The 26,949-nt window shown below is 41.2% G+C and carries 27 protein-coding genes; 8 read left to right on the top strand and 19 right to left on the bottom strand.

Annotation, left to right across the window (positions count from 1 at the left end; genetic code table 11):
* Window positions 1-53 precede the first annotated feature (53 nt).
* Together MKZ26_RS16035 and MKZ26_RS16030 are read right to left on the bottom strand one after the other, a co-directional pair.
* On the bottom strand, window positions 54-1,412 hold the full coding sequence (locus MKZ26_RS16035) for an aspartate aminotransferase family protein (protein WP_340766773.1): 1,359 nt from the start codon (window positions 1,410-1,412) through the stop codon (window positions 54-56).
* Window positions 1,413-1,452: 40 nt separating this feature from the next.
* Window positions 1,453-2,916 carry a CoA-acylating methylmalonate-semialdehyde dehydrogenase gene (locus tag MKZ26_RS16030; RefSeq protein ID WP_340766772.1) on the bottom strand — a complete coding sequence of 488 codons (1,464 nt, stop codon included), beginning with the start codon at window positions 2,914-2,916 and terminating at the stop codon, window positions 1,453-1,455.
* 150 nt (window positions 2,917-3,066) lie between these two features.
* Between MKZ26_RS16030 and MKZ26_RS16025 the strand changes: the two genes are divergently transcribed.
* Window positions 3,067-4,689, top strand: a complete 1,623-nt coding sequence (locus MKZ26_RS16025; RefSeq protein WP_340766771.1) for a PucR family transcriptional regulator — start codon at window positions 3,067-3,069, stop codon at window positions 4,687-4,689.
* Between the two features lie 243 nt (window positions 4,690-4,932).
* Entirely contained in the window at window positions 4,933-6,342 is a 1,410-nt protein-coding gene (locus tag MKZ26_RS16020) for an amino acid permease (protein ID WP_338654718.1), read from the top strand.
* Between the two features lie 117 nt (window positions 6,343-6,459).
* Here the strand turns inward: MKZ26_RS16020 and MKZ26_RS16015 are convergent, their stop codons facing one another.
* From MKZ26_RS16015 to MKZ26_RS15980, 8 genes are all read right to left on the bottom strand, one after another.
* Window positions 6,460-7,548, bottom strand: coding sequence for a DmpA family aminopeptidase (locus MKZ26_RS16015; protein WP_340766770.1), 1,089 nt, complete (start codon window positions 7,546-7,548; stop codon window positions 6,460-6,462).
* A 205-nt stretch (window positions 7,549-7,753) separates the two neighbouring features.
* On the bottom strand, window positions 7,754-8,527 hold the full coding sequence (locus MKZ26_RS16010; RefSeq protein ID WP_340766769.1) for a sulfite exporter TauE/SafE family protein: 774 nt from the start codon (window positions 8,525-8,527) through the stop codon (window positions 7,754-7,756).
* Between the two features lie 63 nt (window positions 8,528-8,590).
* Complete coding sequence (locus tag MKZ26_RS16005) at window positions 8,591-8,818, bottom strand: sulfurtransferase TusA family protein (protein ID WP_067213583.1); 228 nt, start codon at window positions 8,816-8,818, stop codon at window positions 8,591-8,593.
* A gap of 28 nt (window positions 8,819-8,846) precedes the next feature.
* Window positions 8,847-9,974: an MBL fold metallo-hydrolase gene (locus MKZ26_RS16000; protein ID WP_340766768.1), complete on the bottom strand. Its 1,128-nt coding sequence runs from the start codon at window positions 9,972-9,974 to the stop codon at window positions 8,847-8,849.
* A 32-nt stretch (window positions 9,975-10,006) separates the two neighbouring features.
* Window positions 10,007-10,573 (bottom strand): sulfurtransferase TusA family protein, encoded by a 567-nt coding sequence (locus tag MKZ26_RS15995; protein ID WP_340766767.1) that lies wholly within the window; start codon window positions 10,571-10,573, stop codon window positions 10,007-10,009.
* A 58-nt stretch (window positions 10,574-10,631) separates the two neighbouring features.
* Complete coding sequence (locus MKZ26_RS15990; protein WP_340766766.1) at window positions 10,632-10,928, bottom strand: rhodanese-like domain-containing protein; 297 nt, start codon at window positions 10,926-10,928, stop codon at window positions 10,632-10,634.
* A gap of 15 nt (window positions 10,929-10,943) precedes the next feature.
* The gene (locus MKZ26_RS15985; RefSeq protein WP_340766765.1) at window positions 10,944-11,423 is read right to left on the bottom strand and encodes a DsrE/DsrF/DrsH-like family protein; all 480 of its coding nucleotides are present in this window, start codon (window positions 11,421-11,423) and stop codon (window positions 10,944-10,946) included.
* Between the two features lie 69 nt (window positions 11,424-11,492).
* Window positions 11,493-11,756, bottom strand: a complete 264-nt coding sequence (locus MKZ26_RS15980) for a metal-sensitive transcriptional regulator (RefSeq protein ID WP_067213588.1) — start codon at window positions 11,754-11,756, stop codon at window positions 11,493-11,495.
* 287 nt (window positions 11,757-12,043) lie between these two features.
* Between MKZ26_RS15980 and MKZ26_RS15975 the strand changes: the two genes are divergently transcribed.
* Window positions 12,044-12,265 carry a DUF2187 family protein gene (locus MKZ26_RS15975; protein ID WP_067213589.1) on the top strand — a complete coding sequence of 74 codons (222 nt, stop codon included), beginning with the start codon at window positions 12,044-12,046 and terminating at the stop codon, window positions 12,263-12,265.
* 62 nt (window positions 12,266-12,327) lie between these two features.
* Here the strand turns inward: MKZ26_RS15975 and MKZ26_RS15970 are convergent, their stop codons facing one another.
* On the bottom strand, window positions 12,328-13,335 hold the full coding sequence (locus MKZ26_RS15970; RefSeq protein ID WP_340766764.1) for a YeiH family protein: 1,008 nt from the start codon (window positions 13,333-13,335) through the stop codon (window positions 12,328-12,330).
* A gap of 91 nt (window positions 13,336-13,426) precedes the next feature.
* Between MKZ26_RS15970 and MKZ26_RS15965 the strand changes: the two genes are divergently transcribed.
* The 5 genes from MKZ26_RS15965 (at window position 13,427) to glyA (ending at window position 18,803) form a co-directional block, all read left to right on the top strand.
* On the top strand, window positions 13,427-14,305 hold the full coding sequence (locus MKZ26_RS15965; protein ID WP_340766763.1) for a LysR family transcriptional regulator: 879 nt from the start codon (window positions 13,427-13,429) through the stop codon (window positions 14,303-14,305).
* 99 nt (window positions 14,306-14,404) lie between these two features.
* Window positions 14,405-15,067: a lysoplasmalogenase gene (locus tag MKZ26_RS15960; protein WP_340766762.1), complete on the top strand. Its 663-nt coding sequence runs from the start codon at window positions 14,405-14,407 to the stop codon at window positions 15,065-15,067.
* Between the two features lie 38 nt (window positions 15,068-15,105).
* Window positions 15,106-16,332: a peptidase T gene (gene pepT, locus MKZ26_RS15955; RefSeq protein ID WP_340766761.1), complete on the top strand. Its 1,227-nt coding sequence runs from the start codon at window positions 15,106-15,108 to the stop codon at window positions 16,330-16,332.
* An 18-nt stretch (window positions 16,333-16,350) separates the two neighbouring features.
* The gene (locus tag MKZ26_RS15950) at window positions 16,351-17,313 is read left to right on the top strand and encodes a DMT family transporter (RefSeq protein ID WP_340766760.1); all 963 of its coding nucleotides are present in this window, start codon (window positions 16,351-16,353) and stop codon (window positions 17,311-17,313) included.
* Between the two features lie 149 nt (window positions 17,314-17,462).
* On the top strand, window positions 17,463-18,803 hold the full coding sequence (glyA, locus tag MKZ26_RS15945) for a serine hydroxymethyltransferase (protein WP_340766759.1): 1,341 nt from the start codon (window positions 17,463-17,465) through the stop codon (window positions 18,801-18,803).
* 64 nt (window positions 18,804-18,867) lie between these two features.
* On the opposite strand, the gene MKZ26_RS15940 is transcribed toward glyA, so the two are convergent.
* The 8 genes from MKZ26_RS15940 to larA form a co-directional block, all read right to left on the bottom strand.
* Window positions 18,868-19,527, bottom strand: a complete 660-nt coding sequence (locus tag MKZ26_RS15940; protein ID WP_340766758.1) for a GntR family transcriptional regulator — start codon at window positions 19,525-19,527, stop codon at window positions 18,868-18,870.
* A gap of 173 nt (window positions 19,528-19,700) precedes the next feature.
* On the bottom strand, window positions 19,701-20,795 hold the full coding sequence (locus MKZ26_RS15935) for an ABC transporter substrate-binding protein (protein ID WP_445683461.1): 1,095 nt from the start codon (window positions 20,793-20,795) through the stop codon (window positions 19,701-19,703).
* A 27-nt stretch (window positions 20,796-20,822) separates the two neighbouring features.
* Complete coding sequence (locus MKZ26_RS15930; protein ID WP_187046149.1) at window positions 20,823-21,617, bottom strand: ABC transporter ATP-binding protein; 795 nt, start codon at window positions 21,615-21,617, stop codon at window positions 20,823-20,825.
* A gap of 4 nt (window positions 21,618-21,621) precedes the next feature.
* Window positions 21,622-22,443 (bottom strand): ABC transporter permease, encoded by an 822-nt coding sequence (locus tag MKZ26_RS15925; protein ID WP_340766756.1) that lies wholly within the window; start codon window positions 22,441-22,443, stop codon window positions 21,622-21,624.
* Window positions 22,444-22,586: 143 nt separating this feature from the next.
* Window positions 22,587-23,954, bottom strand: coding sequence for a nickel pincer cofactor biosynthesis protein LarC (gene larC / locus MKZ26_RS15920; protein WP_340766755.1), 1,368 nt, complete (start codon window positions 23,952-23,954; stop codon window positions 22,587-22,589).
* Window positions 23,935-24,630 carry a nickel pincer cofactor biosynthesis protein LarB gene (larB, locus tag MKZ26_RS15915; RefSeq protein ID WP_340767671.1) on the bottom strand — a complete coding sequence of 232 codons (696 nt, stop codon included), beginning with the start codon at window positions 24,628-24,630 and terminating at the stop codon, window positions 23,935-23,937. The genes larC and larB overlap by 20 nt, the downstream gene beginning before the upstream one ends.
* A 139-nt stretch (window positions 24,631-24,769) precedes the next feature.
* Window positions 24,770-25,603, bottom strand: a complete 834-nt coding sequence (larE, locus tag MKZ26_RS15910; RefSeq protein ID WP_340766754.1) for an ATP-dependent sacrificial sulfur transferase LarE — start codon at window positions 25,601-25,603, stop codon at window positions 24,770-24,772.
* A gap of 49 nt (window positions 25,604-25,652) precedes the next feature.
* Window positions 25,653-26,927: a nickel-dependent lactate racemase gene (larA, locus tag MKZ26_RS15905; RefSeq protein WP_340766753.1), complete on the bottom strand. Its 1,275-nt coding sequence runs from the start codon at window positions 26,925-26,927 to the stop codon at window positions 25,653-25,655.
* Window positions 26,928-26,949: the final 22 nt, after the last annotated feature.

Below are 26,949 nucleotides of genomic sequence, written 5' to 3'. Positions count from 1 at the left end.
TAATTGGAGGTTCTCCGTTTTTGGTTTAGCAAGATTAAAAATCTCAACCTAACTCATTCATTTTCATTGAACACTTTCTTCATCACCGCAATAATAAAGTCCACGTCTTCATCAGTACAAGACAGCGGTGGGCTTAGCGCTAGAATATTGTTATAGCCAGCAACTGTATCGCCGTTCCTTCCTATAATAAGTCCATTCGCCTTACATTCGCCAATGATTTTTGCAACACGGGCGTTTGTAGCAGGCTCTTTCGTTTCTTTATTCTCTACAAGTTCAATGCCTAACAAGAATCCGAGCCCGCGAATATCGCCAACAAAAGGATGATCCATTAAGCTTGCCAACTCTTTTAGAAGACGCTCGCCAAGCTCAGCCGACCGTTCAACAAGACTTTCTCTCTCAATGATTTCAAGATTCTTCAACGCGACTGCACAAGCCGCTGGATTCCCACCAAATGTATTAACATGACGGAAATGACTGTTATCTTCTCCTGTATCGAACTTTTCATAAATATCTTTTCGAATAGCCGTAACCGAAAGTGGCAAGTAAGCGCTCGTTAGTCCCTTTGCCATCGTAATAATGTCCGGTTTCAACTTAAAATGCTGATGACCGAAGTCTTTCCCAGTTCTGCCGAATCCACAAATGACTTCATCAACAATTAGCAGTACACCGTGGCGTGTACAGATTTCCTGGACTTTTTCCAAGTAGATTGGATGCGGGATGAGGATACCGCCTCCTGTAATGAGCGGTTCCATAATAATCCCAGCGATTGTTTCCTTCTGTTCCCAAATGATTTTCTCTTCAAACTCTTGGGCACGTTGTATGTTGTACTCCTCAATTGACTGTCCCGCAGGTCTGCGGTAATTGTCCGGAGGCGCGATGTGCAAGAACCCCGGGGCAAGTGCCTCATACTTGTATTTCCGCAGTGCTTGACCAGTCGCAGCCAGTGCCCCCATGGAGCTCCCATGATACGCACGGTAGCGGGAAATGAATTTGTAGCGTGACGGTTCCCCATTTTGCTGATGGTATTGACGCGCAAGTTTAAACGCTACTTCGTTCGCATCGGATCCGCTGTTTGAGTAAAATATTTTATAGTCACCACCAAGCATTTCATTCAACTTTTCCGCAAGCAGAATAGCAGGCTCATGACTTTGGGTCATCGGGGCATAGGCCATCTTTTTCATCTGATCATAGGCAGCTTGCGCTAGCTCCTCACGACCATAACCGACATTCACACACCATAGTCCAGACATTCCATCTAGATAACGGTTGCCATTATGATCTGTAATCCAAGCTCCTTCCCCACTCTCCACTACCATTGGTGGGTTCTTTTCATTATAGGAAGAAATATGGTGCCAAACGTTCTCCCGGTCCTTTTCAACTAATGACCCTGTAGTCTCTTTTGCTGTAGTCATCTTCTCTACCCCCTCCTAATTTCACGATTAATTTCTGGTATTAGTGACGCGCAGTCAACATTTTCTTCCGTGTGTAAAACTCAATTCCGTCGCGACCATTCGCATGCAAGTCACCATAGAATGATTTTTTATAACCAGAGAACGGGAAGAATGCCATCGGAGCTGGAACACCAAGATTCACGCCAAGCATCCCCGCATCAATTTCTTCTCTAAACTTCCGAATTGCACTTGCACTATCTGTAAATAAACAAGCCCCGTTTGCAAACTCTGATTTATTTGCAAGTTCGATTGCTTCATCCAATGTATCCACTCTTACAATAGATAGCACAGGAGCAAAAATCTCTTCTTTCCAAATTTTCATTTCCTGAGTGACATTATCAAAAATTGTCGGACCGACGAAATAACCGCCTTCGAAAGTAGACTTGTCTTCACGGCCATCTCGTAATAGTTTGGCGCCTTCCTCAATACCTGATTCGATGTAACCCAGTGTCTTGTCTTTATGTGAATTCCTAATAACAGGTCCAAGGAAAATCCCTTCTTCTAGTCCATTACCAATCGTCAGTTTATTCGACTCGTCTACTAATCTCTTGACAAGTTCATCTGCAATATCACCAACTGCAACGACAACGGCACAAGCCATACATCTTTCCCCAGCGGATCCGAAAGCTGCATTAATAATATTTGTGATCGTCAAATCCATATCCGCGTCCGGCATAACGATTGTATGATTTTTCGCACCTGCTAATGCTTGGACACGCTTACCATTTGAAGTTCCTGTTTTATACACATACTCAGCAACCGGTTGTGAACCTACGAACGACACGGCAGGAATATCTGGATGATTGAGAATACCATTTACGACTTCATGCGCACCATGGACGATATTGAAAACACCGTCAGGCAGACCTGCTTCATGCAATAATTCTGCAAGACGGTTCGCCAAAAGTGGCGTACGCTCTGAAGGTTTTAGGATGAATGTATTTCCACTCGCGATTGCAAGTGGGAACATCCAGCAAGGGACCATCATCGGGAAGTTGAACGGTGTAATTCCACCAATTACGCCTATTGGATAACGATACATACCCGATTCAATGTTCGTTGCGATATCAGGAAGCTGATACCCCATCATTAACGTCGGGGCTCCTGCAGCAAATTCAACACACTCAATCCCGCGTTGTACTTCACCATATGCTTCAGCATAATTTTTGCCGTTTTCAATCGTAATAATTTTCGCTAGTGCTTCCCAGTTCTCTATTAACAATTGCTGGTATTTAAATAAGATTCTTGACCGTTGAGGAACAGCAACCTTCTTCCACTTCGCAAATGCTGTTTTCGCCGCCTCTACCGCTTTATTCAAATCTTCTAGTGTGGAGATAGGAACTTCGGCCAATATTTCTCCCGTCGCTGGATTTGGTACCTCTTCATATTTATCTGTCGTTGATTTTACCCATTGTCCATTGATGAAGTTTGTAAGCGTTTTCTTTTCTACCTGAGTTATAATCATTTTCATTCCCCCGTTCTATTGTTCTTGCTAGTTTACGCTATCTTCGCTAGACTTCATATTATACTTTACAAATAATTTTGATTACTTTCAATTTACACTTTGTCTAATCATTAGGCGATTATTTTAACGTTATGGAGGTCTACACCTATAATGAATACCTTAAAACTTACTGTCCGCGATGTTCTTTCACGAAGCTCGTTCAAACACGCTAAAGTCGTTGCAGGAAAAGAAGGATTGGACCGTCAAGTAAAATGGTCTCATGTATTAGAGGTAAAAGAATTCGATGCCTTAATAAATGGAGGAGAGATGATTCTTACGACAGGCGTTAGCCTACAACTCGATCTTTCAAGCCAATTGAAGTATGTATCGAGGCTGATCGAAAAAGATGTGGCGTGTATATGTATAGAAGTAGGACCTTACTTTAAGCTAATTCCACCTGAAATTATTGAACTCGCAGACAAACACGCATTTCCATTCATCGTCTTCGAACAAACTGTAAAATTTGTCGATATAACTCAAGACCTTCATACATTTATCATTAATCAACATCACCAGATGCTTTCGCAACTCGACATCTTATCAAGGAAATTCATTACACTTTCTCTTGCACCCAATGGTATTTTAAAAATCCTACAAGAACTAAATCAATTTTTCCGACATAATATCCTGTTCATTAGTGATGATACGAAGCCTTATTACTATCCGTCTGAGATCAAAGAGTTGGAAATGACCATCCGAGTCCATCTTGAACGATCCCCATTGATCAATACAGAACAGAAATTCCTCATGCTGAAAGATCAGAAATTTGCACAAATGCCTGTTAGTGGGCTAGGACAAATTTGGGGATATCTATTCCTCGAGGTGACAGAACAACTGTCGGATGAATTTCCATTTCTCATATTAGACCGTGCCGCACTTGCAATCGCTCAAATTTTGTTACGCAACCGAACAATAGAAGAGCGTAAACAGAATAACGAAGATGAATTCGTTCGGAATTTATTGAGCGGCAGATCCTTTGAACTGGAAGACCTTCATGCCTATTTGCCCTCAAAAAGCCGCAATACGTATTTCAGAGTTTTCATCATACAGATGAAGACATTCGAAACGAATCTTGGTGAAGAAGAATGGGAAGAGATTAAACTGCAACGCTCGATGATGATACGGTCACTCTTTAAACGTAATGGGTTCTTCCCCGCAGTTGCATCCAGTAAAAGTGAGATTGTCATCATTGCATCCTTCATCGCTGCAGATCACTTGATAGATGAGACTAATCGTTTTTCTCAAATCATTGAACATATTGTAAACATAAAAGACAACACTTTCATTGACGGAACCAGATGTACATTTGGAGTAAGTACGGTCTACAAAGAAATTACGGATGCAAAAAAAGGTTACAAAGAAGCTGGAGATGTTTTAAAACTGCGCGAGTCTGGCATTACAAAATCATATTTCTATGAAGACTTAGGCATTTATAGGCTTCTTCTATTAGTAGAGAACAACGGTTACCTTGAAACATATGTCCAAGATTACTTATCTACAGTTTTCGACTACGATCTGAAGATGGAAAGCAACCTCTTTGAAACACTTTGTGTTTATCTCGAATGCGGTGGATCAAAAAAAGAGACTGCAGACCGTCTTTTCATAGTTAGACAAACACTGTACCACCGTCTTGAAAAGTTGGAATTACTTCTAGGCGAAGACTTTATGGAGCCATCTAAGCGCCTAGCGATTGAGGGTGCTATCATGACCTCTCGATTGTTAGGTAATAAGTAAGTTAAACCGGTTGCGCTACTAAACGCAAACCGGTTTTCATGTTCAATGACCGGACCAAAATAGTGCAGCAAGTCCTTATTTTACACTCCGTAAAATTTAAATTCATTTCATCTTACAACTTGTCTACAAATTTCCAGATTTATTTCTGTATGATTGACTTAACAACTTAAAAGAATATTATAACAAATGATTGGAAACGCTTACATCTTAAAAAAATCACTATTTACACAAGGGGGAATGTATATGTCTAATCAACAGGGACAGTTAAATCCAGATTTAAAGATCCGACACATTAGTATGATTTCAATTGCAGGTGTTATCGGAGCAGGTTTGTTTATCGGAAGTGGAGCAGTTATTAATGCGTCTGGACCAGGTGCGATTCTATCCTACGCTTTTGCAGGAACAATTGTCGTCTTGGTCATGCGCATGCTCGGTGAAATGGCGGCTGCTCATCCAACAAGCGGATCCTTCTCGACGTATGCAACCGAGTCGATTGGACCATGGGCAGGTTTTACAATCGGATGGTTATATTGGTTCTTCTGGGTTGTCGTTATAGCAATTGAAGCAATTGCCGGTGCTGCTATTATGCAATACTGGATTCCAGAATTCCCACTTTGGTTAATGGCATTAATCTTAACCATTTTGTTAACACTGACAAATCTTTTTTCAGTAAAATCTTTCGGGGAATTTGAATATTGGTTTTCACTCATAAAAGTTGTAAGTATTGGTTTATTCCTTGTCCTCGGTCTTTGCGTGATTTTCGGATGGTATCCAGGTGTTGTTGCACCTGGAACAGTAAACCTCTTAGGGACAGGTGGATTCATGCCAACAGGATTCGGTTCCGTCTTGTTAGGAATTACAGTAGTCATTTTCTCATTCATGGGTACCGAGATTGTTACGATTGCTGCTGGCGAATCAGATCATCCGGCGAAAGCGGTCCGAATTGCGACAAACAGTGTCATTTGGCGGATTCTTATCTTCTATATCGGTTCTATTGCGATCGTGGTCACTTTGTTGCCATGGAACTCTGCAAATCTGCTGGTCAGTCCATTTGTTGCCGTTCTCGATTATATCGGAATACCTGCCGCAGCCCAGATCATGAACTTTGTTGTATTAACGGCGGTTCTCTCTTGTTTAAATTCAGCATTATATGCCAACTCACGCATGTTGTTTGGAATGGCTCAGAAAGGCGAAGCGCCAAAAGCCTTTTTAAAATTGAGTAAGAAGGGTGTTCCTGTTCGAGCAATCTTATTCAGCACGGTTTTTTCCTATATAGCGGTCATATTCAGTTACGTATCACCCGATAAACTATTTTTATTTCTCATCAATTCATCAGGAGCTGTCGCACTTTTAGTGTATCTTGTCATCGCCTTCACACATCTAAGAATGCGCAGAAGATTAGAACGTGAAAACCCTGAAGCACTTCAAATTAGAATGTGGTTGTTCCCTTATCTAACATATGCGACTATTTTCGTTATTACAGGAATCTTTATTGCAATGCTTGTCATTGAATCGTTACGTGTACAGGCAGTACTTACCTTGCTCATTGCTGGGTTGACCATCGCTTGTTATTTCATCTTTGTTCGAAAGAAAGAAGGTATCAAAGAATTGAAGAAGGGAATTATACAAGCTTCTTCAAGAACGCTTCGCTAATAAATCTAAAAGTCCGGTATCGCCCATTCCATGAGCGATACCGGATGTTTTATTTCGATACATACCTATCCATTTCTTAATAGCTGAGCCAACGCATTCATCTTCATTTTTTATTTATTAACAATTATACTTCTTCATGACTTCCATCAGTCGTTCATGATCAATAGCTTCAACTACTTTCCCGCTTGGTTTAAGAGCGGACATACTTTCCGCTGCAATCATAGCGTTAATAATCGCCTCATCAATTGCATGACAAGCTTGCTCATAAATCGGGTCAAACTGTTGATCATTTGTGACTTTCATAGTTAGGATTGGGTCTTCCTTTTGATGAATAGACATTTCATTTGCGGTTGAAAATGCAAGAAATATATCACCGGAATCATTTCCCCCAGGACTACCACTTCGTCCAATTCCAATGGAAGCACGTTTCGCAAGTCTTTTTAGTTGATGAGGTAACATTGGAATATCAGTCCCGATAATTACAATGATTGAGCCCATTTCCTTTGTGTGTACTATATTCTCAGTCAAGTGTTCTCCAACTGGGACACCTGAAACTTTTAGCCATTCCCTTTTACCGTAGTTTGCTTGCACAAGTACTCCGATGTGGTATTCCTCTCCATCGATATCTAATTTACGAGAAGAAGTACCCGTTCCCCCTTTAAACCCGTAACAAATCATCCCAGTTCCTCCGCCAACATTGCCCTCCTTCAATTCGCCTGATTGGGCAGATTGTATTGCAGCCAAAACATGCTCTTCTTTAACATGAAGCCCATTAATATCATTTAAAACACCGTCATATGTTTCAGCAACGACAGGCATAGCCCATAAATGTTCATTTAAGAATTGATCTTGATAATTATCTATCATCCATTTGACTACCGCCTGGTGGACAGTACCAACTGAATGCGTATTTGTAATACATATCGGGCTTAAAAAGTATCCGCCGTCGTTTATCCAATGTGTACCTGTCATTTCACCATTGCCATTAAACGAAAATGTTCCAGCCCAGATCGGCTTCATTTCATTTTGTTTACCACGTGGCAATATGGCAGTTACTCCGGTGCGAATTGGACCCTTTCCCACATCTAATGGACCTTCCCCTTCAATGATTGTTGAATACCCAACGGTAACCCCTGGAACGTCAGTAATTGCGTTATGTAATCCCGTTTCTCCTTCAAATTTCAACCCTAAATCTCGTGCTCGCATCTAAGTCACCCCTTAAATTATATTATTTAAGCCCTTTTTAAAAAATATCGCTATCACATTCACTATACTTCATTTTTTTCAATACTCATTAAACAAATGGTGCATGTAAAGACTTGAATCCCTTACATATTGTCCACCTTGTATCCAATTACAAATAAAATCCGTTATCACTCACGTAATGAGTGATAACGGATTTTATTGCTTGCTAAAAGTCCAACCATATTTTAATAGCAGTTCCTAAAATAAGAAGTGCCAATAACCATTGAAGTACTTTCGTGTTCATTTTTTGACCAATTTTCGCCCCAATGGGTGCCGCTATAATACTTGCAACAATCATAACCACCGCAGGTCCGTACAGCACTTGATCCGTTGTGATCTTACCTATTGTCGAGCCGATTGAGGATATAAATGTAATCGCAAGAGAAGTTGCAATCGTCATTCGCGTAGGTATCTTCAAAACAACTAACATGATTGGTACAAGAATAAAGGCTCCTGCAGCCCCTACAATTCCTGCCGCAATACCAACAATGAACGCTAACAACGTTGCTAGCCACTTATTGAATGTAACTTTATCAACAGGAATGTCATCCAGTCCTTTTTTCGGAATGAACATCATAATCGCAGCGATTGTTGCCAATATACCGTAGACCAGGTTGATAGCACCTTCAGATAACAAATTCGAGCCGTATCCGCCGATAAAACTACCGACTAAGATACTCGATCCCATGTAAATAACCAATGTTTTATTAATATAACCGCTTTTACGGTACGCCCATACACCTGAAATTGTTGCAAAAAAGACTTGAATTGCACTAATTCCGGATACTTCGTGAGCAGTGAAGACTGCAACACCAAGTAGGGGCGGGATATACAACAACATTGGGTATTTTATAATCGAACCGCCAATACCAACCATTCCTGAAATAAAAGAACCAACAAATCCAATTAAAAATATTGTCACAATAAACGCGAAATCCACCACATTTTCCTCCTTTCAAAAGGAGAAAGGGCATCTACTATGCAGACACCCTTCCGTTTCAAATTAACCTTTTCGGATCCAAAACGTAAATACGCCAGCCTCTTCTGTATGCTTCACTAAGTCATGCCCACCGGATTTCGACCATGCAGCTAAATCAGCGACGGAACCCTTATCTGTCGCAAGAATCTCCAACACTTCACCCGTTTCCATTTCCTTCATGACTTTCCTTGCACGTACAACCGGCATTGGACAAGCCAACCCTTTAGCGTCTAATACTTTGTTTGATTCCATCACTAATCTCTCCTTAGTTTTCAATAAATTATCTAACCGCACAACGATTTGGTCCGATTTCCATTTCACGCTGGGTTTCTTCATCAGGTGATATTTTCCCCATATTTGTTTCACGTATTTGCTGGTAGGCATTCGGTTGTGGAGGTAAATTCCCAGTCACCATGTCCCTGAATTCCGCTTCGTCTTGAATATTCAAACCGTGATTTTCAGCAAACAATGTACCAAGTTTCTCAGATACACTACCGTCCCTATTCAATTCTTCAATAATCATGAAGTGCGCAGGAAGAACAATCAATTCCTCTGACAATTCTTTATAGCGTTTGTACAACGACTCCCGCAAATCTCCAACCCAATCTTCAGCCAAACCAGCAAGGTCAGGGCGTCCGATTGAATCGATGAACAAGATATCACCGGAAAGTAAATACGAGTCATCTACTATGAATGATGTAGAACCAATCGTATGCCCAGGTGAGTACAAAGGTTGAATGGCAATCGTCGTATCACCGATTATAATCGTTCGCCCCTCTTCTAATGACTCATAGGCAAACGTTACTTCACTAGCGTCTTTTGGAGGCAACCAGTACGTTCCATTGACGGCTTCTGCAATTTTGCGTCCCCCGGAAATATGATCTGCATGGAGATGTGTATCTAAAATATGCGTAATTTTAACATCCAACGTTTTCGCAAAATCAAGAAATACATCAGTCATTCGTGTCGCATCGACAATTGCCGCTTCTCCATTTGAAACGATCATGTATGACAAACAACCTTTGCCAATTCGTACGAACTGATACAGCTCTCCGCCGTCTTTCAAGTCACCAATTTTCACTGGCTCCAAATGTTCACTCCAGGCCTTCATGCCACCTTGTAAGTAATGAACTGCACGCCCTTCTTCCGCAATCATTTCCGCAATCATAATGGAAGATCCTTCTTTCGCGCAGACAACGACAATATCTTGATCCGCAGGAAGCTGATGCAGGATTTCTTCAACCCCATCGAGTAAATCGAAATAAGGGATATTGAGATACTGAATGTTCTCTCCTTCAATTTTCCAATCCACAAATGCATCTTCATTACGAACGTCTAGAATGAAAAAGGGCTCTTTACTCACTACTTTTTTCGCTATTGTACTCGCAGTCATTGATTGAACTATCATTTATATACCCCCCTAGTAATTACATTCATTTATCACAAAAAGTTTTCTGTAGGTCCGTTCCATTCACTCATACCGGGCACAACGTTTTTCACTCTTGAAAAGCCCGATTCAGCAAGTTTTTGCGAAGCTAAATCACTACGATTTCCAGTTCGGCATACGACATAAATTTCCGCCTCTTTATCAAGATTCATGGATTCACTTTCAAGGTCCCCAAGCGGTAAAGACTTTGCCCCTAGAATATGATTAAATGCGTATTCTGCCGATTCACGAACGTCGAGCACAAGCACTTCACGATGCCCCTCTAAAATGGCTTTCAGTTGTTCATTCGACACGACGTTTGGGTGCTTTCTCTCAACTTGTTCTTCTTCGCTTGATTTCCGAACATAATGTGTAAGAACTCCTGCTTCTTCAGTCGTGCCAAGGTAATAATGTCCAGAACCCTCAGCCCATGCTTTTAAATCCGCCGTAGATCCTTTATCAGTTGCCTGTACTTCCAACACATTTCCTGGCTCCATTTCTTTCATGATCTTTCTCGTTTTGACGATTGGCATTGGACAAGCCAGCCCCTTTGCATCGAGTACGAAATCCGTTTCTATCATGTCATCTTCTCCTTCTACCAATGCCCGTATGGGTATATTTAAATGTAAAAAAATAATGTTATTCCACTGGACCTTCCCAGTCATTCATACCGCCAACCATGTTTACCACTTTAAAACCGTGCGCCTCAAGCAGTTGCACCGCTCTTCCACTACGTCCACCTGAACGGCAAACCATTGTGTACTCAATGTCTTTATCCAATTCATGCATACGGAATTCCAATAATCCGAGCGGAATATGAATGGCCTGTGCTATTTTCCTTTCTTTCACTTCATCTACTTCACGCACGTCAATTAGGTGAATCGTTTTGTTCATTTTTAACTTTTCTTGAACTTCTATTGGTGTTATTTCAATCATCTAAAAACCTCCAATTTAAATAAATAAGTTTACATTGCCTTCCTGTGCATCACCAAGATACGCCGCTACTCCGGCATACTCAATACCATCCAGCAGTTCATCCTGTTGAAGTCCAAGAAGATCCATCGTCATCGTACAAGCAACAAGCTTTATATCTTGTTCTTCAGCTAGTTCAATCAGTTGCGGAAGTGTCATCGCATTGTGCTTTTTAATAACATGTTTAATCATTTTAGGACCCATTCCAGCAAAGTTCATTTTGGAAATACCCATCTTATCTGCACCTCGCGGCATCATTTTGCCAAATACTTTTTCTAGCAAGCCTTTTTTTACTGGGACTAGTTCTTCTTTTCGTAGTGCATTCAATCCCCAAAATGTATGAAAAATCGTTACTTGGTGATCATAAGCTGCAGCACCATTCGCAATGATGTATGCCGCCATTGCTTTATCATAATCTCCACTGAATAATACAATGGTAGTTCTTTTCGTCTCAGACAATCAAATCTCCCTTTCTTTTTTGTACCCCGCAGGGTATATTATTTATTAAAAAGAAAAGAGTCCACTGTTTCATCGACTCTTTACTAGTAGTTCTACTGCTTCTTTTACAATATCCTCTTGTGTTCTTGGATCGCTGTCATCCATTTGTTGTATACATTCAATTAGATTGGAGCTGACAATAACGCCAATCGTTCTATCTATAGCTGAACGTGAGGCTGACAATTGTGTAATTACTTCTTTACAGTCTTTATTGTCATCCATCATTTTTAAAATCCCTTTGATTTGACCCTCAATTCGTTTTAACCTGTTTTTTACTTTGTCATCGTATTCCATACTTATCACTTCCTTTTATTTAAGCTATACCCACACATTATACCCCCACAGGTATAATGTCAACCCCTTTGCTTTTATTAAGATAAAAGTTTCTGAACTTAAGCATAGCTATTAAAGTCTGCATTCCTGCAAATTTCGTTGAAATATGGTATACTAATAGTAGACAGCATGTGTGTTATCGTTTACGATTAGTTGTTTTCCATCTTCATCTACTTGTTGCTGCGGGTTTCCCCGAAGCACTCTTTAACTAGATGGCAAGATGAGAATGGATAATAGGGGGAATTCGAATGGCTTTTCCACGTAGGGAAAAAGAAGTGTCGGATTTTGTCGCAGCGCGCAAAATCGATGAAGAAATTTCATTTGTCCGTAATGAACATGAAGTAAATGGTACTATTTTTAAAATACTTGAGAATTCCGTCATCGTTGAAATCTCATCGAAGGACGCCGAACTTATTGGCGCCGCGTCAAATCTGACTGTTGTTTCACATAAGAATTACTCAATCGTTTAATAAATATAAGAAAAAGGCATCTGCTTCAATAGCGATGCCTTTTTTCTGTGCCTCTATATTGTTTATAATACAAAACGTGCATACATATAACCGACAAGTACAAGAATAACCGTTCCTCCTAGTCCTGCAACAAATGGCTTCATCCCCGCACTACGGAATGCCTCGAACTTCACATTCAGACCTAACCCAGCCATTGACATCGCCATTAATAGATAAGCGAGCGTGACAAATACTGATGCGACTGCTTCCGGTACAATCCCCGTGGTATAAAGCGCACTCACTGCAAGGAAACCGAAAATGAACCATGGAATTGGAAGTGTCTTCAAATTGAATTTTTCTGCCGACTGTTTATTCTTCCGTGACATCCAGATTCCTACTCCTCCTGCAACAAAGACGAGTAACATGACACGAGTCAATTTCACGACAAGCGCAAAATCAAGTGCTTCAGTCCCCCCAACATCTCCTGCTGCAACAACATGTGCAATCTCATGAAGTGTCCCACCTGCAAACATGCCAAATGCCCTACTTGAAAGTTCTAACACTGGATATACTAAAGTATAGACAAATGTGAATAACGTTCCAAGAATAGCGATGATGGCAACACTAATTGCGGTCTGCTCGGGTTTTGCCTTTACTTGTGAAGCCACTGCAACAATGGCAGCTGCACCGCAGATCCCTGTTCCACAAGCAGTTAGAAAACTGATTGTTTTATCAGCCCCAATTGCACGGGCTATACCGTATACAGCTCCAATACCGATTAGAACACTACCCACTGCCCATAAAAATGCTGGCCATCCTGCAGATGCAATATCGCCCAGATTCAATCGCATGCCGAGAAGGATAATCCCTGCACGCAATAATTTTTTTGACGCGAACTCAATACCACCTTCCCACTCTGCGCGAACAGGATAAAACGTATTCCATAACATTCCGATTAGTATTGCAAAAACAAGTGGACCAATTAACGAAATATAAGGGAGTAGTGTTGCCAATTTTGCGATGACTGCGATGAAAAACGTCAGTCCAATTCCAAGCCAGAATCCTTTTTTCATAGCCATACCTTCTTCCATTTCTTATAGTATAATCTCATCTCATCCATCAGTAAAATGAGGATATATGATAAAATCGATTAAGATTACTAATAGAAAGGAGCTTATCATCATGCTACTCGAAGAATTGAAAACGTTTGTTGCGGTAATTGAAAAAAAGAATTTCACCAGGGCCGGTGAATCACTAAACATATCTCAACCAACTGTCAGTCTCCATATCAAACATTTGGAAGACGAACTAAAAGCCTCATTGCTCGTACGTGCAAATAAAACATTTCACATTACACCCGCCGGAGTGGTTTTGTATGAACGTGCGATACAATTACTTCATCTCGCAGAGCAAACAAAAGAAGAAATTTTATGGCAACACAATGAGGTTAGCGGAATTCTTCGCATCGCTGCAAGTTACACAATTGGGGAGTCCGTATTGCCGGAGATACTAACGAGGCTACATTATAAATATCCTGATTTACATGTAGAAGTTGCAATTGCAAATACCGAGGACGTCGAAATTGCGGTCCGCGAATTCCGGTCGGATATCGGTTGTATCGAAGGTAGTGTGCAAGCAAAAGGGCTTATCATCCAGCCATTCATGGAAGACGAACTCATCCTTGTCGCAGCGAGCGGACATCCTTTGGCAAGTATTCGCCACCCTAAAGGAGCTGACCTCCAAACTTCTCACTGGGTCATGCGAGAAGTTGGTTCTGGTACACGGGAGTATACAGATTATTTACTTCAGTCAATCGGTAATGTCAAGCCCTCGAAAACAGTTATCGGTTCGAATGAAGGTGTGAAAAAAGCGATTCTATGTGGGCTCGGTATCGCGGCCGTTTCCATTCATACAGTGAAAGCTGAACTTGATAGTGGAAAGCTTGTACAATTGAAGGTCGATGTCCCTTTACAAAAGCGTATTTTCTCGACCTTGTACTCCCCCCTGATGGCTGCCAAAAAGCATGTCACCGTTTTTTTAGAAGAGCTTCAGTCTAAGTAAAAAAGGGTAAAGACGCTCGACCTAACCCAAAAACTGCAAGACCGAAAAAGGGTTTCTCCTGTCATTCCTAGAAAAGTAGTAGAAAAGGGGGTTTTTCTTGTGGTTCGAAATCTAGTGCTCACTGCAATTATTGTAATGGGTATCGTTTATATTTTCTTTATCCCAGCGGATCCGGTCGGCTTCAAAATTTTAATGAAACTGATTCCGATGGCACTTATTATCCTATTTGCATTAATGACAAGACCTCTATTTTCCCGTACATACAAACGGATTATAATCGGTGGACTGTTCGTTTGCATGATTGCCGATGGCGTCATCTATTGGTTCTTACCCGGACTTATCACCTTCTTCATTGGTCATATTTTTTATATTTTTGCTTTTCGTCATGGCGCGAAGAAACCAATGCCAATCTGGGTTGCCGCCCCTCTCCTCTTTTACGGTGCAGGTATGGCTATTTGGGTTGCCGGTTCACAATTTTCTGCTGGTCAAACCGTGCTTGGTATCGCCATCATCGCCTACATCGGTGTTATTTTAACGATGGGCTGGATGGCTATTCGTACACGAATGTCGCTCGCAATTATCGGCGCACTGCTGTTCATTTTCTCTGATTCAGTTCTTGCAATCGATCGATTCGTTCTGGATATTCCATACCGGGATGCATTCGTTATGGTGACGTATTATGCGGCGCAAGTTTTCATAGCAGCTAGCATTGGAAGTCGGGTTGTAAAGTATTCCGTAAACCGGAACAATCTGATAAGATAGATGAATCAGTACTTCATTATTAGGAGGAATTTTTAAAAATGAAAGAAAAATTAATCGAACGTCTTGTACGTTATGCAAAAATCGATACACAATCAGATGCAGGAAGCAATTCTACGCCGACAACACCAGGCCAATGGGACCTTCTGCACGAATTACAACAAGAACTAGCGAATATCGGTCTAGAAGACATTACTCTCGACGATAACGGGTATTTATTTGCAACGCTTCCCGCCAATACGGACCGGGATGTGCCAGTTATCGGCTTTCTTGCACACGTCGACACGACCACGGATTTTACCGGAAAAAACGTTAAGCCACAGCGTATCGACAACTATGATGGCAAAGACATACAACTGAACGACAGCATCGTCATGACAGTGAACGCTTTTCCCGAGCTGAAAAATTATGCCGGCCATACCCTTATTACGACGGACGGGACAACACTTCTTGGAGCGGACGATAAAGCGGGGATTGCTGAAATCGTAACAGCAATGGAGTATTTGATTGCGAATCCTGACTTAAAACATGGTAAGCTGCGAATTGCCTTCACACCTGACGAAGAAATCGGGCGTGGTCCACAAAAGTTTGATGTCGAAAAATTCGGAGCAAAATTTGCCTATACAATGGATGGTGGCCCTCTTGGGGAACTACAATATGAAAGCTTCAATGCCGCAAGTGCAAAAGTAACATTCCACGGGACTAGTGTTCACCCAGGTACCGCGAAAGGTAAAATGGTCAACTCGATTTTAATAGCCAACCAATTTCAAGCTGAAATGCCGGTAGATGAGATCCCTGAGAAAACGGATGGTTACGGGGGATTTGTTCATCTCATGCAGTCCAACGGGTCCATTGAAGAATCAACCCTAGGCTATATTATCCGTTATTTCGACCGTGAGACATTCGAAGCAAGAAAACAGCTAATGATTGAAACAGCAGACAATCTAAGAAACGACTATGGCGAAAATGCGGTCACACTCGAAATCCAAGACCAATACTTCAATATGGGTGAAAAAATTGAACCCGTCATGGAAATAGTTGAGATCATGTCCGATGCATTTAAAAATCTCAATATCGAACCAAATATCGTACCCGTACGCGGCGGTACAGATGGGTCCCAATTGTCGTACATGGGCTTACCAACGCCTAACATTTTCACAGGTGGAGAAAATTATCACGGGAAATACGAGTATGTTTCAGTCGATAACATGGTAAAAGCGACTAAAGTCATCATCGAAGCAGTGAAACTTTTTGAAGAACGTGCATAAGTAAGAGGGAGGTAGCTTATGAAAGAAATTTGGATTGGTGTCCTTTCCTCCGTTTTTTTCGCAGTGACCTTCATTTTGAACAGATCTATGGAACTGTCGGGGGGAAGTTGGCTTTGGAGTGCTTCCTTACGCTATTTATTTATGGTACCTTTTTTATTCGCTATCGTCGCTTACCGAAAAGGACTTGGTGACGTGAAGAAGGAATTCGTCCATAAACCCGCCCCGTTTTTCATTTGGAGCGTAACGGCCTTTGTCTTATTCTACGCACCACTTACATACGCGGCAGCTTACAGTCCGGGATGGCTTCTTGCCGGCACATGGCAATTGACAATTGTGGCGGGTGTCCTGCTCGCCCCTTTCTTTACGTTGATTGTTAAAACCTCGGATGGCGAAAAAAAGATTCGACAAAAGATCCCGCTTGTCTCACTTGGAATTACACTTATTATTTTTGCTGGTGTCGTACTTATCCAAATTCCGCACGCACAAAGTGTTGAACCACGTACGTTGCTGCTCGGTATCATTCCAGTTGTTTTAGCAGCATTTGCCTACCCGCTTGGTAACCGCAAAATGATGGAGCTTCTTGGCGGCAGGCTTGATACGTTTCAACGTGTGCTCGGTATGACGCTTATGACAATTCCAGTCTGGATTGGGTTTTCCATCTATGCGTTATGGACGGTCGGTCCCCCTTCTATGAGCCAGTTAGGCCAGTCTTTCATCGTTGGTATCAGTTCTGGCGTCATTGCTACAACTTTGTTTTTCATGGCCACTGACCGCGTACGGGGAGATCAGGGAAAACTCGCCGCTGTAGAAGCAACACAGTCCACACAACTTATTTTTGTTATGCTGGGCGAAATGCTGATTCTCGGCATTGCACTCCCTGGTGCCCTTTCACTCTTTGGGATCGCAGTAATTATTGTTGGTATGGGATTACATAGTTTCCAAACTGCACTTGGTAGAAAGAAACAATTAAAAGTACACTGATAATAAGTTAAGACGACCTCCATTTGGATTGGAGGTCATTTTTCTTTCGTAAATAATCAAACTATTCTAATATCTAGTTGACTCTCGTTTCCCGAAGTGATATATTGGTTTACAAGTTCACTTTACTATGAAAAGGGAGGATTTTGAGTATGAACACAACTACACCTATTAAACAAGATTTCCAAGTCCATGACGTCACCGCATTGAATAAGGCAAAAAGTATCATTGAAAATAATACTTCCGCTCAAATACAACAAGAAGTTATAGACGCAGTGGAAAGAAATGCTGTTTGGCGGGGAGAGGAGTGCTTGAATTTATTAGCCCCCGAAGCTCCTACAAGTCAAACCGTACGTGATTTACTAGCGTCTGAAGTCGGTACCCGTGCAGCAGAAGGTCATATCGGACCCGAACAAAGATGGTTTGCCGGTACGAAGCATATTGACGAAATTGAAGCTCTTTGCGTAGAGTTATTGAAAAAAGTATTCAAATCGAATTATGCGGATCATCGTCTAGTTGCAAGTATGATAGGAAATATGGCCGTTTATGCAGCTCTGACCGAACCTGGAGATCAAATCATGACGATTGCACAGCCATTAGGCGGACATTCGAGTAACAGACATGATGGACCTGCCGGAATTCGCGGATTGAAGATCGCTGATATTCCTATGAATACAGAAGAACTCACCGTTGATTTAAAAGAATTCGAACGAGTTGCAAAGGAATTGAAACCAAAGCTTGTAACACTTGGAGCGTCAATGACACTATTCCCATTTCCGATTAAAGAAATGTCCGAAATCGTGAAAGAGTGGGGTGGGAAGATATTCTTTGACGGCGCCCACCAACTCGGATTAATCGGCGGAGGACAATTCCAAGATCCTTTAAAAGAAGGAGCAAGCGTGATGACTGGGTCAGCGGGGAAAACATTCAGCGGACCTCAAAGTGGAATTATCGTTTGGAATGATCCTGAACTGACAAAACCACTAACAGATGCTATATTCCCTACCCTTGCCGCGACTCATCAAGTGAATCGTGTAGCTGCTCTTGCTGCATCTGCAGCCGAGTTCTTGGAGTTTGGAGAAGCATACATGGAACAAATCGTTAAAAACGCAAAAGCGCTAGGTCAAGCATTCCACGACCGTGGAATCACTGTACTTGGTGCACATAAAGGATTCACTGAAACGCATCAAGTGATTCTGGATGTGAAAGAATTTGGTGGGGGTCTTCATGTTGGGCATGAACTTGCGAAGGCAAACATCATTACGAATAAGAACTTAATTCCAAGTGATCGTCCTGAAGATTGGGATCGGCCGAGCGGACTCAGAATCGGAACAATCGAAGTGACACGATTAGGCATGAAAGAAAAGGACATGGCGACGATTGCAAATCTGATCGCCGATATTCTCATATCGAATAAGGACTTGGACGTTGCCAAGAAAGAAGCACTTGAAATGCGTAAATCATTCAAAAAACTTCATTACTGCTTCGAATGAATCAATATAAAAAAGCGTTACAACAATGCTTGAATTGTTGTAACGCCTTTTTTATATTATATAATTAACTTTCAACTTCGGAAAGTATTCGACCAAGGGTAAGCCAATTATCTTCAACAAGATGTCCGGCTTTTTCTTTGTCGGCCTTTTTACAAGCAGTAATAATTTCTTCATGCTGATTGATTGAAGTCCAACTATCCACCGAATCAAACTTTTTTAACGTTAGCCGATGAATTTTCGGCACAATTCTTTCAAGAGCTTTGTCAATTTCAATATTGCCCGCAACCGCAAGAAAAACTTGGTGGAAATGCTCATCAGCATTAATTGCTCGGTTACTATCTTTACTGTCAAGCGCTTCGGCTAATGAGTGGTTAATTTCCTCCAACTTTGCAAAGTCTATATCCGTCATCTTCGGCACTGCCAATTTTGTAGCTAAAGCATGAAGCGCAGCTACAACGGTAAATGCGTGTTTTGCTTCCTCTTCAACCAATTCCGTCACACGCGTCGAAGAGCCCGGGAATGCTTCGACGAGCCCTTCATCTTCCAGTCGTTTCAATGCTTCTCTCACCGGAGTCCTACTTACGGCAAATTGTTCCGCAAGTTTATTGTCATTCAATCGCTGTCCTGGTTGCAATTCTAAATTGACAATTGCATTTTTGAGCGACTCGTATATTTGGTCTTTTAATGTCGGTCGAATAATTTGTTTTATATTATTTTTTTCCATAAAACCAGTATATCGCATTTTAAATTAACTGACAAACTAAGGTTACGTTTACGCCCTCCCAAGCATCTATAAAAACCACATCGTTTCAAGACTTACATTCGTGAAAAGGAAATAGCCCGCAACCAATGAAGTTGTGAGCTATTCCATATTTGCTAACAATTCAGCAAACCTGATTACCGTACGTATTCCCCAATCGTCTCGACCGCTTTTTCCGTTACCGAGGTATCTATCGCTTTATCAAAATCAATATCACCGCGGATAGCACCATTTGATTTGTACGCATCATATTGCTTTTTAATATCATCGATGAACATCTTGCCATCAGGATCAAGGCCAGTGACGTTCACTTTCTCCCAAAGAGCCGGGTCTTTTAATGCTGTATGCTTCGTCATGATGTCGATAATTTCATCTTTTCCCTCATTTTTGATAAACGCATCGTTGTAATCGCGGACGCCTTTCAAATAAGCCGCCATGAAGCGTAACGAAACATCTTGTTCTTTATTCATGAAGTCTGGTGATCCAAGAACCAATGCAATTTGAGATTCCGGCGCATAATCAGTTGCATCCCCAAATCGGACGTGGAACCCTTTTTCAACACCTTGTGTGATAAGCGGTTCGATATTTACGGCAGCATCGATTGTTCCACTGCTAATTGCGCCAAGCATACTACCAAAATCACCCATAAGGACAAATTCAACGTCATCTTCGGTTAATCCAGCGTATTTAAGCATTTCATTGTAGATATACCAATCAATTGAGTTAAGTGATGACACTGCAATTTTCTTGCCTTTTAAATCTTTATAGTCTTTTATTACGTCAACCATATGATTACCTATGACGAGAGTAAAATACGACTTCCCTGGCACGTTATGTCCTTTATCTGCAATAATTTTCACGTCAATTCCCTGTGCAATCGCGTTGAAGAAAGATGCAGTCGAAACGCCTCCCGCAATATCCACCTCGCCAGCCGCTAATGCCGGAAGCATGTCATCACTGTTTGCAAACTGAGCAAATTCTACTTCGATATTATAGTCTTCAAAGTATCCTCTCTCTTTTGCAATATAGAAACCTGCACCAGAGGCCGCCCCATCTTCCGCTATGACAACTTTTTCACGTTTTTCAAGCGGTGCCAAATCACCAGAAGGATTAACTGTAGCTACTTCTTCAGGTTTTTCATCTTCTACTACCGGTTTCGCCGTCTCTTTAGGAGAACAGGCACCAACGATTAGCGCTATCGCGAATAACGACAACAACCATCCGTTTTTCATCCACTTTGCCATCGAACCTCTCCCTTTCTATCCATCTTCTCGTCTTGAACGCTGTACTTCTTCCTGCAAGTGCTTCCATATTTCCACGAATTGCCCTGCCATAACTGGGTTTTCTCGTATGTCTTCAATTTTGCGCGGGCGTGGCATATCGACAATAATTTCTTGAATAATTTTACCCGGCTGCGAACTCATCAGTAAAATACGATCACTTAGCAATAACGCTTCATCAATACTATGGGTAATGAATAGAATCGTCTTCCCCGTTTCCGACCAAATCGACAGCAACTCTTCCTGCAAGATGAATTTATTTTGCTCATCAAGTGCACCAAACGGTTCATCCATCAACAGGATCTCCGGATCATTGGCAAATGCACGCGCAATACTCACCCGTTGTTTCATGCCCCCTGATAGCTCTTTCGGATAAAGGGTTGAAAATTTTTCTAGACCGGTCTTTTTCAAATAATACGTAGTACGCTCTTTTATAAGTTTTTTCGGCAAATGACGCATTTTGAGTCCGAACGCTACATTCTTCTCGACAGTGAGCCATGGAATGATACCCTTTTCCTGAAACACCATCGATTGCAATGGTCGATCCTCTCCATCCGTCGCGGTTGCAATCGTAAACTCACCAATACTCGGGGTTTCAAGCCCTGCCAAGATTCGAAGTAACGTTGATTTACCGCAACCACTCGGTCCAACAATACAAACGAATTCCCCATCATTGATTGTTACATTAATATCGTCTAGCGCCGTAACACTGCCTTGTTTTTTATAAAATGCCTTTGTTAAATTACGAATGATGATTTTTGCTTTCCTACTCATCTACTCACCTCCACGGTAACATCTTTTTCTGAATTCCTCGTAGCAATAGCGAGAACAGATAACCGAAAAACGAAATGAGGATGAGCCCAACGTACATTTCTTGCAGTAAGAACGCTTTGTACGAAACCCAGATTAGATAGCCAATCCCTGATGTAGCACCCATCATTTCCGCAGCGACAATTGTCAGAAGCGCAATCGCCTGCCCCATCTGAATCCCTTCCAACATAACCGGCATCGCACCGGGCAAAGCAATTTTCGTAAAAAAGTCTAGTTTACTAGCTCCATAATTTTTTGCCACATCCAAATAGATTGAATCGATATTAATGACTCCAGCTGCCGTATTAATGACAACAGGAAAAAAAACACTCCCAGCAATTGTTACAACTTTCGATAAATCACCAATCCCAAAAATAATAATAATGATTGGAAGCAAAGCAAGTGTAGGAATCGGCATGAGCGCCATGACAATTGGCGAAACAAAATGTCGAATTGGCGTATAAAGCCCCATTAACAAACCGATGATGATTCCGGGTATGACGCCTAGCAAAAATCCGACAAGAATCCTGTACAATGAAACGCCGATATGACCCGCCATTTCACCACTTGAAATCATTCCGAAAAATGTCCCCACAATTGCAGATGGAGGCGGAAAGAAGCGGATATCAATCATTCCCGTTCTCGACAAGAATTCCCACATAATGAGCAGGAATAGGGGCGAGGCAATCGTCAACAGCTGTTTTAACCGTTCTTTCGTTTGTCTTTGTTTCCATTCACGCTGTTCGATTTCAAACGGATCGTATCGGACAGCCTTATCATCTCTCTTCAACGTCCACCACCTCTTCATTCAAATAGTATGTATCTGCCTAAAAATGTGTGTTGGGCATATGCTGATAAACGAGCATCTTTCACCTTTTTTCCACACAAAAACTACGTAGACTAATACTCTACGTAGTTTTTTGAGGGAATCCTCTAATTTCCCGCTTGTTCTCTAGCTGCTTGTTGGACTGAAAGATAGACATCCACGAGCGGAACTTCATATTGTACAGCGGCTTTTTTTACATCTTCATACTCAGGAGAGATTTTCATAATTTCCCCTTCAAGTTTACCTATTTTAACGGTTACTTTTCCATAAGCCGTTTCAACCGACTTAAACTCTCGCTCTAAAATCTTACGTGACCATTCTGATCTACGAACACCGAAAGTACTGGTTTCACGTAATAAAAGATTCTCTAATGCAAGAGATTTTTCTGGCTTTGTTAAAACGGTTATTAATGTTCCAGGTCTGCTTTTTTTCATCGTCACAGGTGTGAAATAAACATCTAGAGCTCCTTCCGCCAATACCTTTTCCATAGTATAGCCAAGAGCCTCACCAGTTAAATCGTCTAGTTGGCACTCCAGAACGATTATTTTTTCACGTTGCGGAGCCTTCTCTTCATTAAAAAGGACGGCTCTTAAGACGTTTGGATGTTCAAAATTCTTTTTACCTGCTCCGTAACCAATATTCTCTATTGTAAGGGCGGGCATATAACCGTATTCATCCGATAATGCCTTAATAAACCCTGCTCCTGTTGGGGTCGTTAACTCCCCTTTTACATGAAAGTCCGCTAGGGGTACACCTTTTAGTATTTCAGCGGTTGCTGGAGCGGGAATCGGATAAAGTCCATGTGCGATCATTACTTTTCCATATCCCGTTGGTACTGGAGAAGCAATTATTTTACTGACATCTAAACTTTCTAGTGCCAAACAAACACCGATTACATCAATTATTGAATCCATGGCGCCTACTTCGTGAAAGTGAACGTCTTTCGGATCCATCCCATGTACTTTCCCTTCAGCTTCTGCAATCACTTGAAATACAGCTAAACTTCTTTCCTTCACCCGAACTGGCAGTTCACTGTTCTTAATCATATCTAAAATAGTAGATGCTTTTCGGTGAAAATGATGTTGATGGTCATCGTGCGTGTGTTCATGTCCATGCGTATGTAAATGATCATGTGAATGGTCTTCTTGATCATGACTATGACTATGACTATGACTATGACTATGACTATGACTATGACTATGACTATGACTATGACTATGACTATGACTATGACTATGACTATGACTATGAGCATTATCGAGTTCCACTGAAGCTGATTCAACAAACTGAAGATCCAACAGTTTGGATGATATCCCTCTCTTATCCACTTGTTTTACATCTAACGAAAAGGGATCAATCGGCAGCGCCTTTAGCTGTTCTCTAATATAATTTATGTTCGCTCCCAAATCAATTAATGCTGAAAGTGTCATATCACCTGAAATTCCCGATTGACAATCAAGATACAGGATTTTCATGGTTTACCCCCTCTGAAACAAGTTTAAGGATAAGTGCAGCCTGATAACCTGCACCAAATCCATTATCGATGTTCACTACGCTCATTCCTGAAGCACAGGAAGCTAGCATGGCTAGTAATGGTGTTACTCCTTGCAAATGAGCTCCGTATCCGACTGAAGTTGGTACAGCTATAACTGGTCGTTGAACAAGTCCACCTACGACACTTGGAAGAGCCCCTTCCATTCCCGCTACAACAATCAACACACTGGCCTTGTTGATGTCATCGCGATACGCCAATAATCGATCAATCCCAGCTACGCCAACATCATATAATCTAGTCACCTTGCAACCCATCCAAGCTGCCGTAATCGCTGCTTCTTCGGCAACAAAAAGATCTGAAGTGCCTGCACACAATACCATTACCTCTCCACCAAATTGTTGTGTTGAAGTACCATATAATAAAATTCGAGATGTAGTGTCATATTGAGCTAAAGGAAATGCTTTTACAAGAGTTGCTCCTTTCTCCATGTCCACTCTTGTAACCATTACTTTTCCATGTTTTTCAATTAGCTTACTCATAATTGCTTGAATCTGCTCAACCGTTTTCCCTTCACCATAAATGACCTCTGGAAAACCCTGACGTTTTTCTCGATCAAAATCTACTTTACAAAATCCTAAGTCTTCAAAACTCTCCATATCCTCACCTACTTCTTCATCATAATAATAGCTGTTATACACCGTTCTTACATTTCCTATTTATAAAGAGAAACGAACCCATACTGTACTAAAATCGGGTTCGTTTCTCTCTATATAATTCCATCTCTTTAAAAACTAATCAATTAACTTCAATCTTCAATAAATCAGCCGGCAATACTTCATTCATGCTACCAGTACGGTAGCCGCGCAGATCCAGTGATACATAATTAAAGCCAAGTGACGTTAACTTCAGCTGGATTTTTTCCCGGTGCTTCAGTAGTTCAGTAATTTCCTCTGGAGTAACTTCGATACGAGCTACATTGTCATGGTAGCGTACACGCACCATATCGAATCCAAGTTTTGCAATGAATTTTTCTGCTTGATCGACTTGTTCAATTTTACGTTTATCTAGTTTTGTTCCATAGGGAATTCTCGATGCAAGACTACATGATGCGGGTTTATTCCATACTGGCAACTCAAGTTCTTTAGAAAGCTGTCGGACTTCTTGTTTGTATAAGTCGGCTTCTTGTAATACACTACGAGCCCCTGCCTCTGTTCTTGCCTTCATGCCAGGGCGGAAATCGGCTACATCATCCATGATCATACCGTCTAACACATAATCATAACCCAATTCTTTAGCAAGCTGATTTAAATGAGAATAGAGCAACTTCTTACTGTAATACCAGCTATCAGGAGTATTTGCTACAATTCCTTCATCTTCTAATTCTTTTATTTCAGTCTGATGGACGTTGACACCCATTTTTTCTGCTAGTTTAACCGCACTCTCAAATTCTTCTTCACGGAATAACTCAGATGCAACGACAACTGCAAGAACATTCGCAGAGCCTAATTCTTGCTGTGCTCTTTTTAAGACTAATGTGCTATCGACTCCACCTGAAAATGCTACGAGAACACGATTCATGCCGGAAAGGATTTTGCCTAGATGCTGATTTTTTTCAACTGTTTTGTTCATAATTTTAGCCCCGTTTCATTTTGATATTTTATCTATACACTAGATAGTATTAAACGTATGCATTTTCTTCAACATATGGAATCGTTAAAGGACCCAGAGGGAGAACAGCTATTGTCATATTTGCACCATACTTCTGTTTTAACTCTTCTATTGTCTTTTCAATATCATGCGTTGGTTTCAACATAGTTCCTTCGACTTGCTCATCTGTAAGCTCGGAATATACATAAACGTCCGCCCAGACTTGGATTACTGCCTGTTTTTGTACTTGCCACTGGTCGAATAATTTAAAGTCAGGATTATTGATCATATCGAGTAATCCCTGCGGTGTATCTGCCATTTCAAAAATCTTGGAATAGTTTCCGTGATCAGGAAGTCCATCTGAACATTCAGATGCAATAATTATAGAGCCACCTTCTTTAACAATTTTATGTGCCGCACTCATTCCTTTGACAGCTTGATAAAGATTTTGATCAAGTGGGTAGCCGGAATTCGAGGCAATTACAACATCAAATCGTTCATCACAGCGGAACATTGTATGTTCTTTAGCAAACGCACAGCCCAAGTCATGCGCTTTATAAAGCTCTCCAGCAAAAACTGCTGTAATACCTTTTTCACGATTAAGCGTAACATTTAACATGAAATCGGGTTTGCACATGCCGTTTATTTCACGGGTCATATCCTGGACGGGATTATTTACCATGTTTCCCCAAGTAGCAAGGGGATCGCCAATCATTCTTGCATTATGAAAGGTCATGATTGTCTCAATTCCCGCTATTCCAGGCATTATTCCTTTTGGCCCTCCGGAAAATCCTGCAAAAAAGTGTGGTTCAATAAAACCTGTTACAATACGGAAATCTGATTCTACATACTCTTTATTCAGATAAACATCACAGCCGAATTTACTTTGACCAAGGTTTACGAGTGTTTCTTTATCATGGCAATTATTATTGATAATCCGAATGTTATCGACGATCCACTCACCTAGCATTCCAACAAACTCTTCCCTCGTTTGATCGCGATGTGTTCCTGTTCCATTAATAATCACGAAATTCTCCAAAGGCACATGGCCTAACTCTTCAATTAATAAAGGTATTAAAATATGATTCGGAGTTGGTCTAGTAATATCACTAATTACAATAGATACAATGTCCGTAGATTTTACTGATTCTTTTAAGGGCGATGAGCCAATTGGACTTCCTAACGCTTGTCGAATTGCATCTTTGTCGTTCTCTAATGTAGACAACTTTTTCGGTTCGATGATAAAAGAATTATCCGGTAAATCTAATGAAATACCTTCTTTTCCATAGAGTATTTCCGTAATCATTCTGAATACACCACTTTTCTGA

This window comes from Sporosarcina sp. FSL K6-6792 (assembly GCF_038004885.1).
Classification (GTDB): domain Bacteria; phylum Bacillota; class Bacilli; order Bacillales_A; family Planococcaceae; genus Sporosarcina; species Sporosarcina psychrophila.
Note: the sequence above shows the minus strand (reverse complement) of the source record. Positions and strands in the feature narration are given on the sequence as shown.

Coding starts and splice junctions, on each gene's coding strand:
- MKZ26_RS16035 (WP_340766773.1), bottom strand. CDS start 1,412: ATGACTACAGCAAAAGAGACTACAGGGTCATTAGTTGAAAAGGACCGG.
- MKZ26_RS15940 (WP_340766758.1), bottom strand. CDS start 19,527: ATGGAAAAAAATAATATAAAACAAATTATTCGACCGACATTAAAAGAC.
- glyA (WP_340766759.1), top strand. CDS start 17,463: ATGAACACAACTACACCTATTAAACAAGATTTCCAAGTCCATGACGTC.
- MKZ26_RS15990 (WP_340766766.1), bottom strand. CDS start 10,928: ATGATTGAAATAACACCAATAGAAGTTCAAGAAAAGTTAAAAATGAAC.
- MKZ26_RS16030 (WP_340766772.1), bottom strand. CDS start 2,916: ATGATTATAACTCAGGTAGAAAAGAAAACGCTTACAAACTTCATCAAT.
- MKZ26_RS16005 (WP_067213583.1), bottom strand. CDS start 8,818: ATGGAATCAAACAAAGTATTAGACGCTAAAGGGTTGGCTTGTCCAATG.
- MKZ26_RS15930 (WP_187046149.1), bottom strand. CDS start 21,617: ATGAGTAGGAAAGCAAAAATCATCATTCGTAATTTAACAAAGGCATTT.
- larA (WP_340766753.1), bottom strand. CDS start 26,927: ATGATTACGGAAATACTCTATGGAAAAGAAGGTATTTCATTAGATTTA.
- MKZ26_RS15935 (WP_445683461.1), bottom strand. CDS start 20,795: ATGAAAAACGGATGGTTGTTGTCGTTATTCGCGATAGCGCTAATCGTT.
- larC (WP_340766755.1), bottom strand. CDS start 23,954: ATGAAAATCCTGTATCTTGATTGTCAATCGGGAATTTCAGGTGATATG.
- larB (WP_340767671.1), bottom strand. CDS start 24,630: ATGGAGAGTTTTGAAGACTTAGGATTTTGTAAAGTAGATTTTGATCGA.
- MKZ26_RS15970 (WP_340766764.1), bottom strand. CDS start 13,335: ATGGAAGAAGGTATGGCTATGAAAAAAGGATTCTGGCTTGGAATTGGA.
- MKZ26_RS16025 (WP_340766771.1), top strand. CDS start 3,067: ATGAATACCTTAAAACTTACTGTCCGCGATGTTCTTTCACGAAGCTCG.
- MKZ26_RS15995 (WP_340766767.1), bottom strand. CDS start 10,573: ATGATAGAAACGGATTTCGTACTCGATGCAAAGGGGCTGGCTTGTCCA.
- MKZ26_RS15950 (WP_340766760.1), top strand. CDS start 16,351: ATGAAAGAAATTTGGATTGGTGTCCTTTCCTCCGTTTTTTTCGCAGTG.
- MKZ26_RS15980 (WP_067213588.1), bottom strand. CDS start 11,756: ATGGAATACGATGACAAAGTAAAAAACAGGTTAAAACGAATTGAGGGT.
- MKZ26_RS16000 (WP_340766768.1), bottom strand. CDS start 9,974: ATGATAGTTCAATCAATGACTGCGAGTACAATAGCGAAAAAAGTAGTG.
- larE (WP_340766754.1), bottom strand. CDS start 25,603: ATGAACAAAACAGTTGAAAAAAATCAGCATCTAGGCAAAATCCTTTCC.
- MKZ26_RS16020 (WP_338654718.1), top strand. CDS start 4,933: ATGTCTAATCAACAGGGACAGTTAAATCCAGATTTAAAGATCCGACAC.
- MKZ26_RS16015 (WP_340766770.1), bottom strand. CDS start 7,548: ATGCGAGCACGAGATTTAGGGTTGAAATTTGAAGGAGAAACGGGATTA.
- MKZ26_RS15965 (WP_340766763.1), top strand. CDS start 13,427: ATGCTACTCGAAGAATTGAAAACGTTTGTTGCGGTAATTGAAAAAAAG.
- MKZ26_RS15975 (WP_067213589.1), top strand. CDS start 12,044: ATGGCTTTTCCACGTAGGGAAAAAGAAGTGTCGGATTTTGTCGCAGCG.
- pepT (WP_340766761.1), top strand. CDS start 15,106: ATGAAAGAAAAATTAATCGAACGTCTTGTACGTTATGCAAAAATCGAT.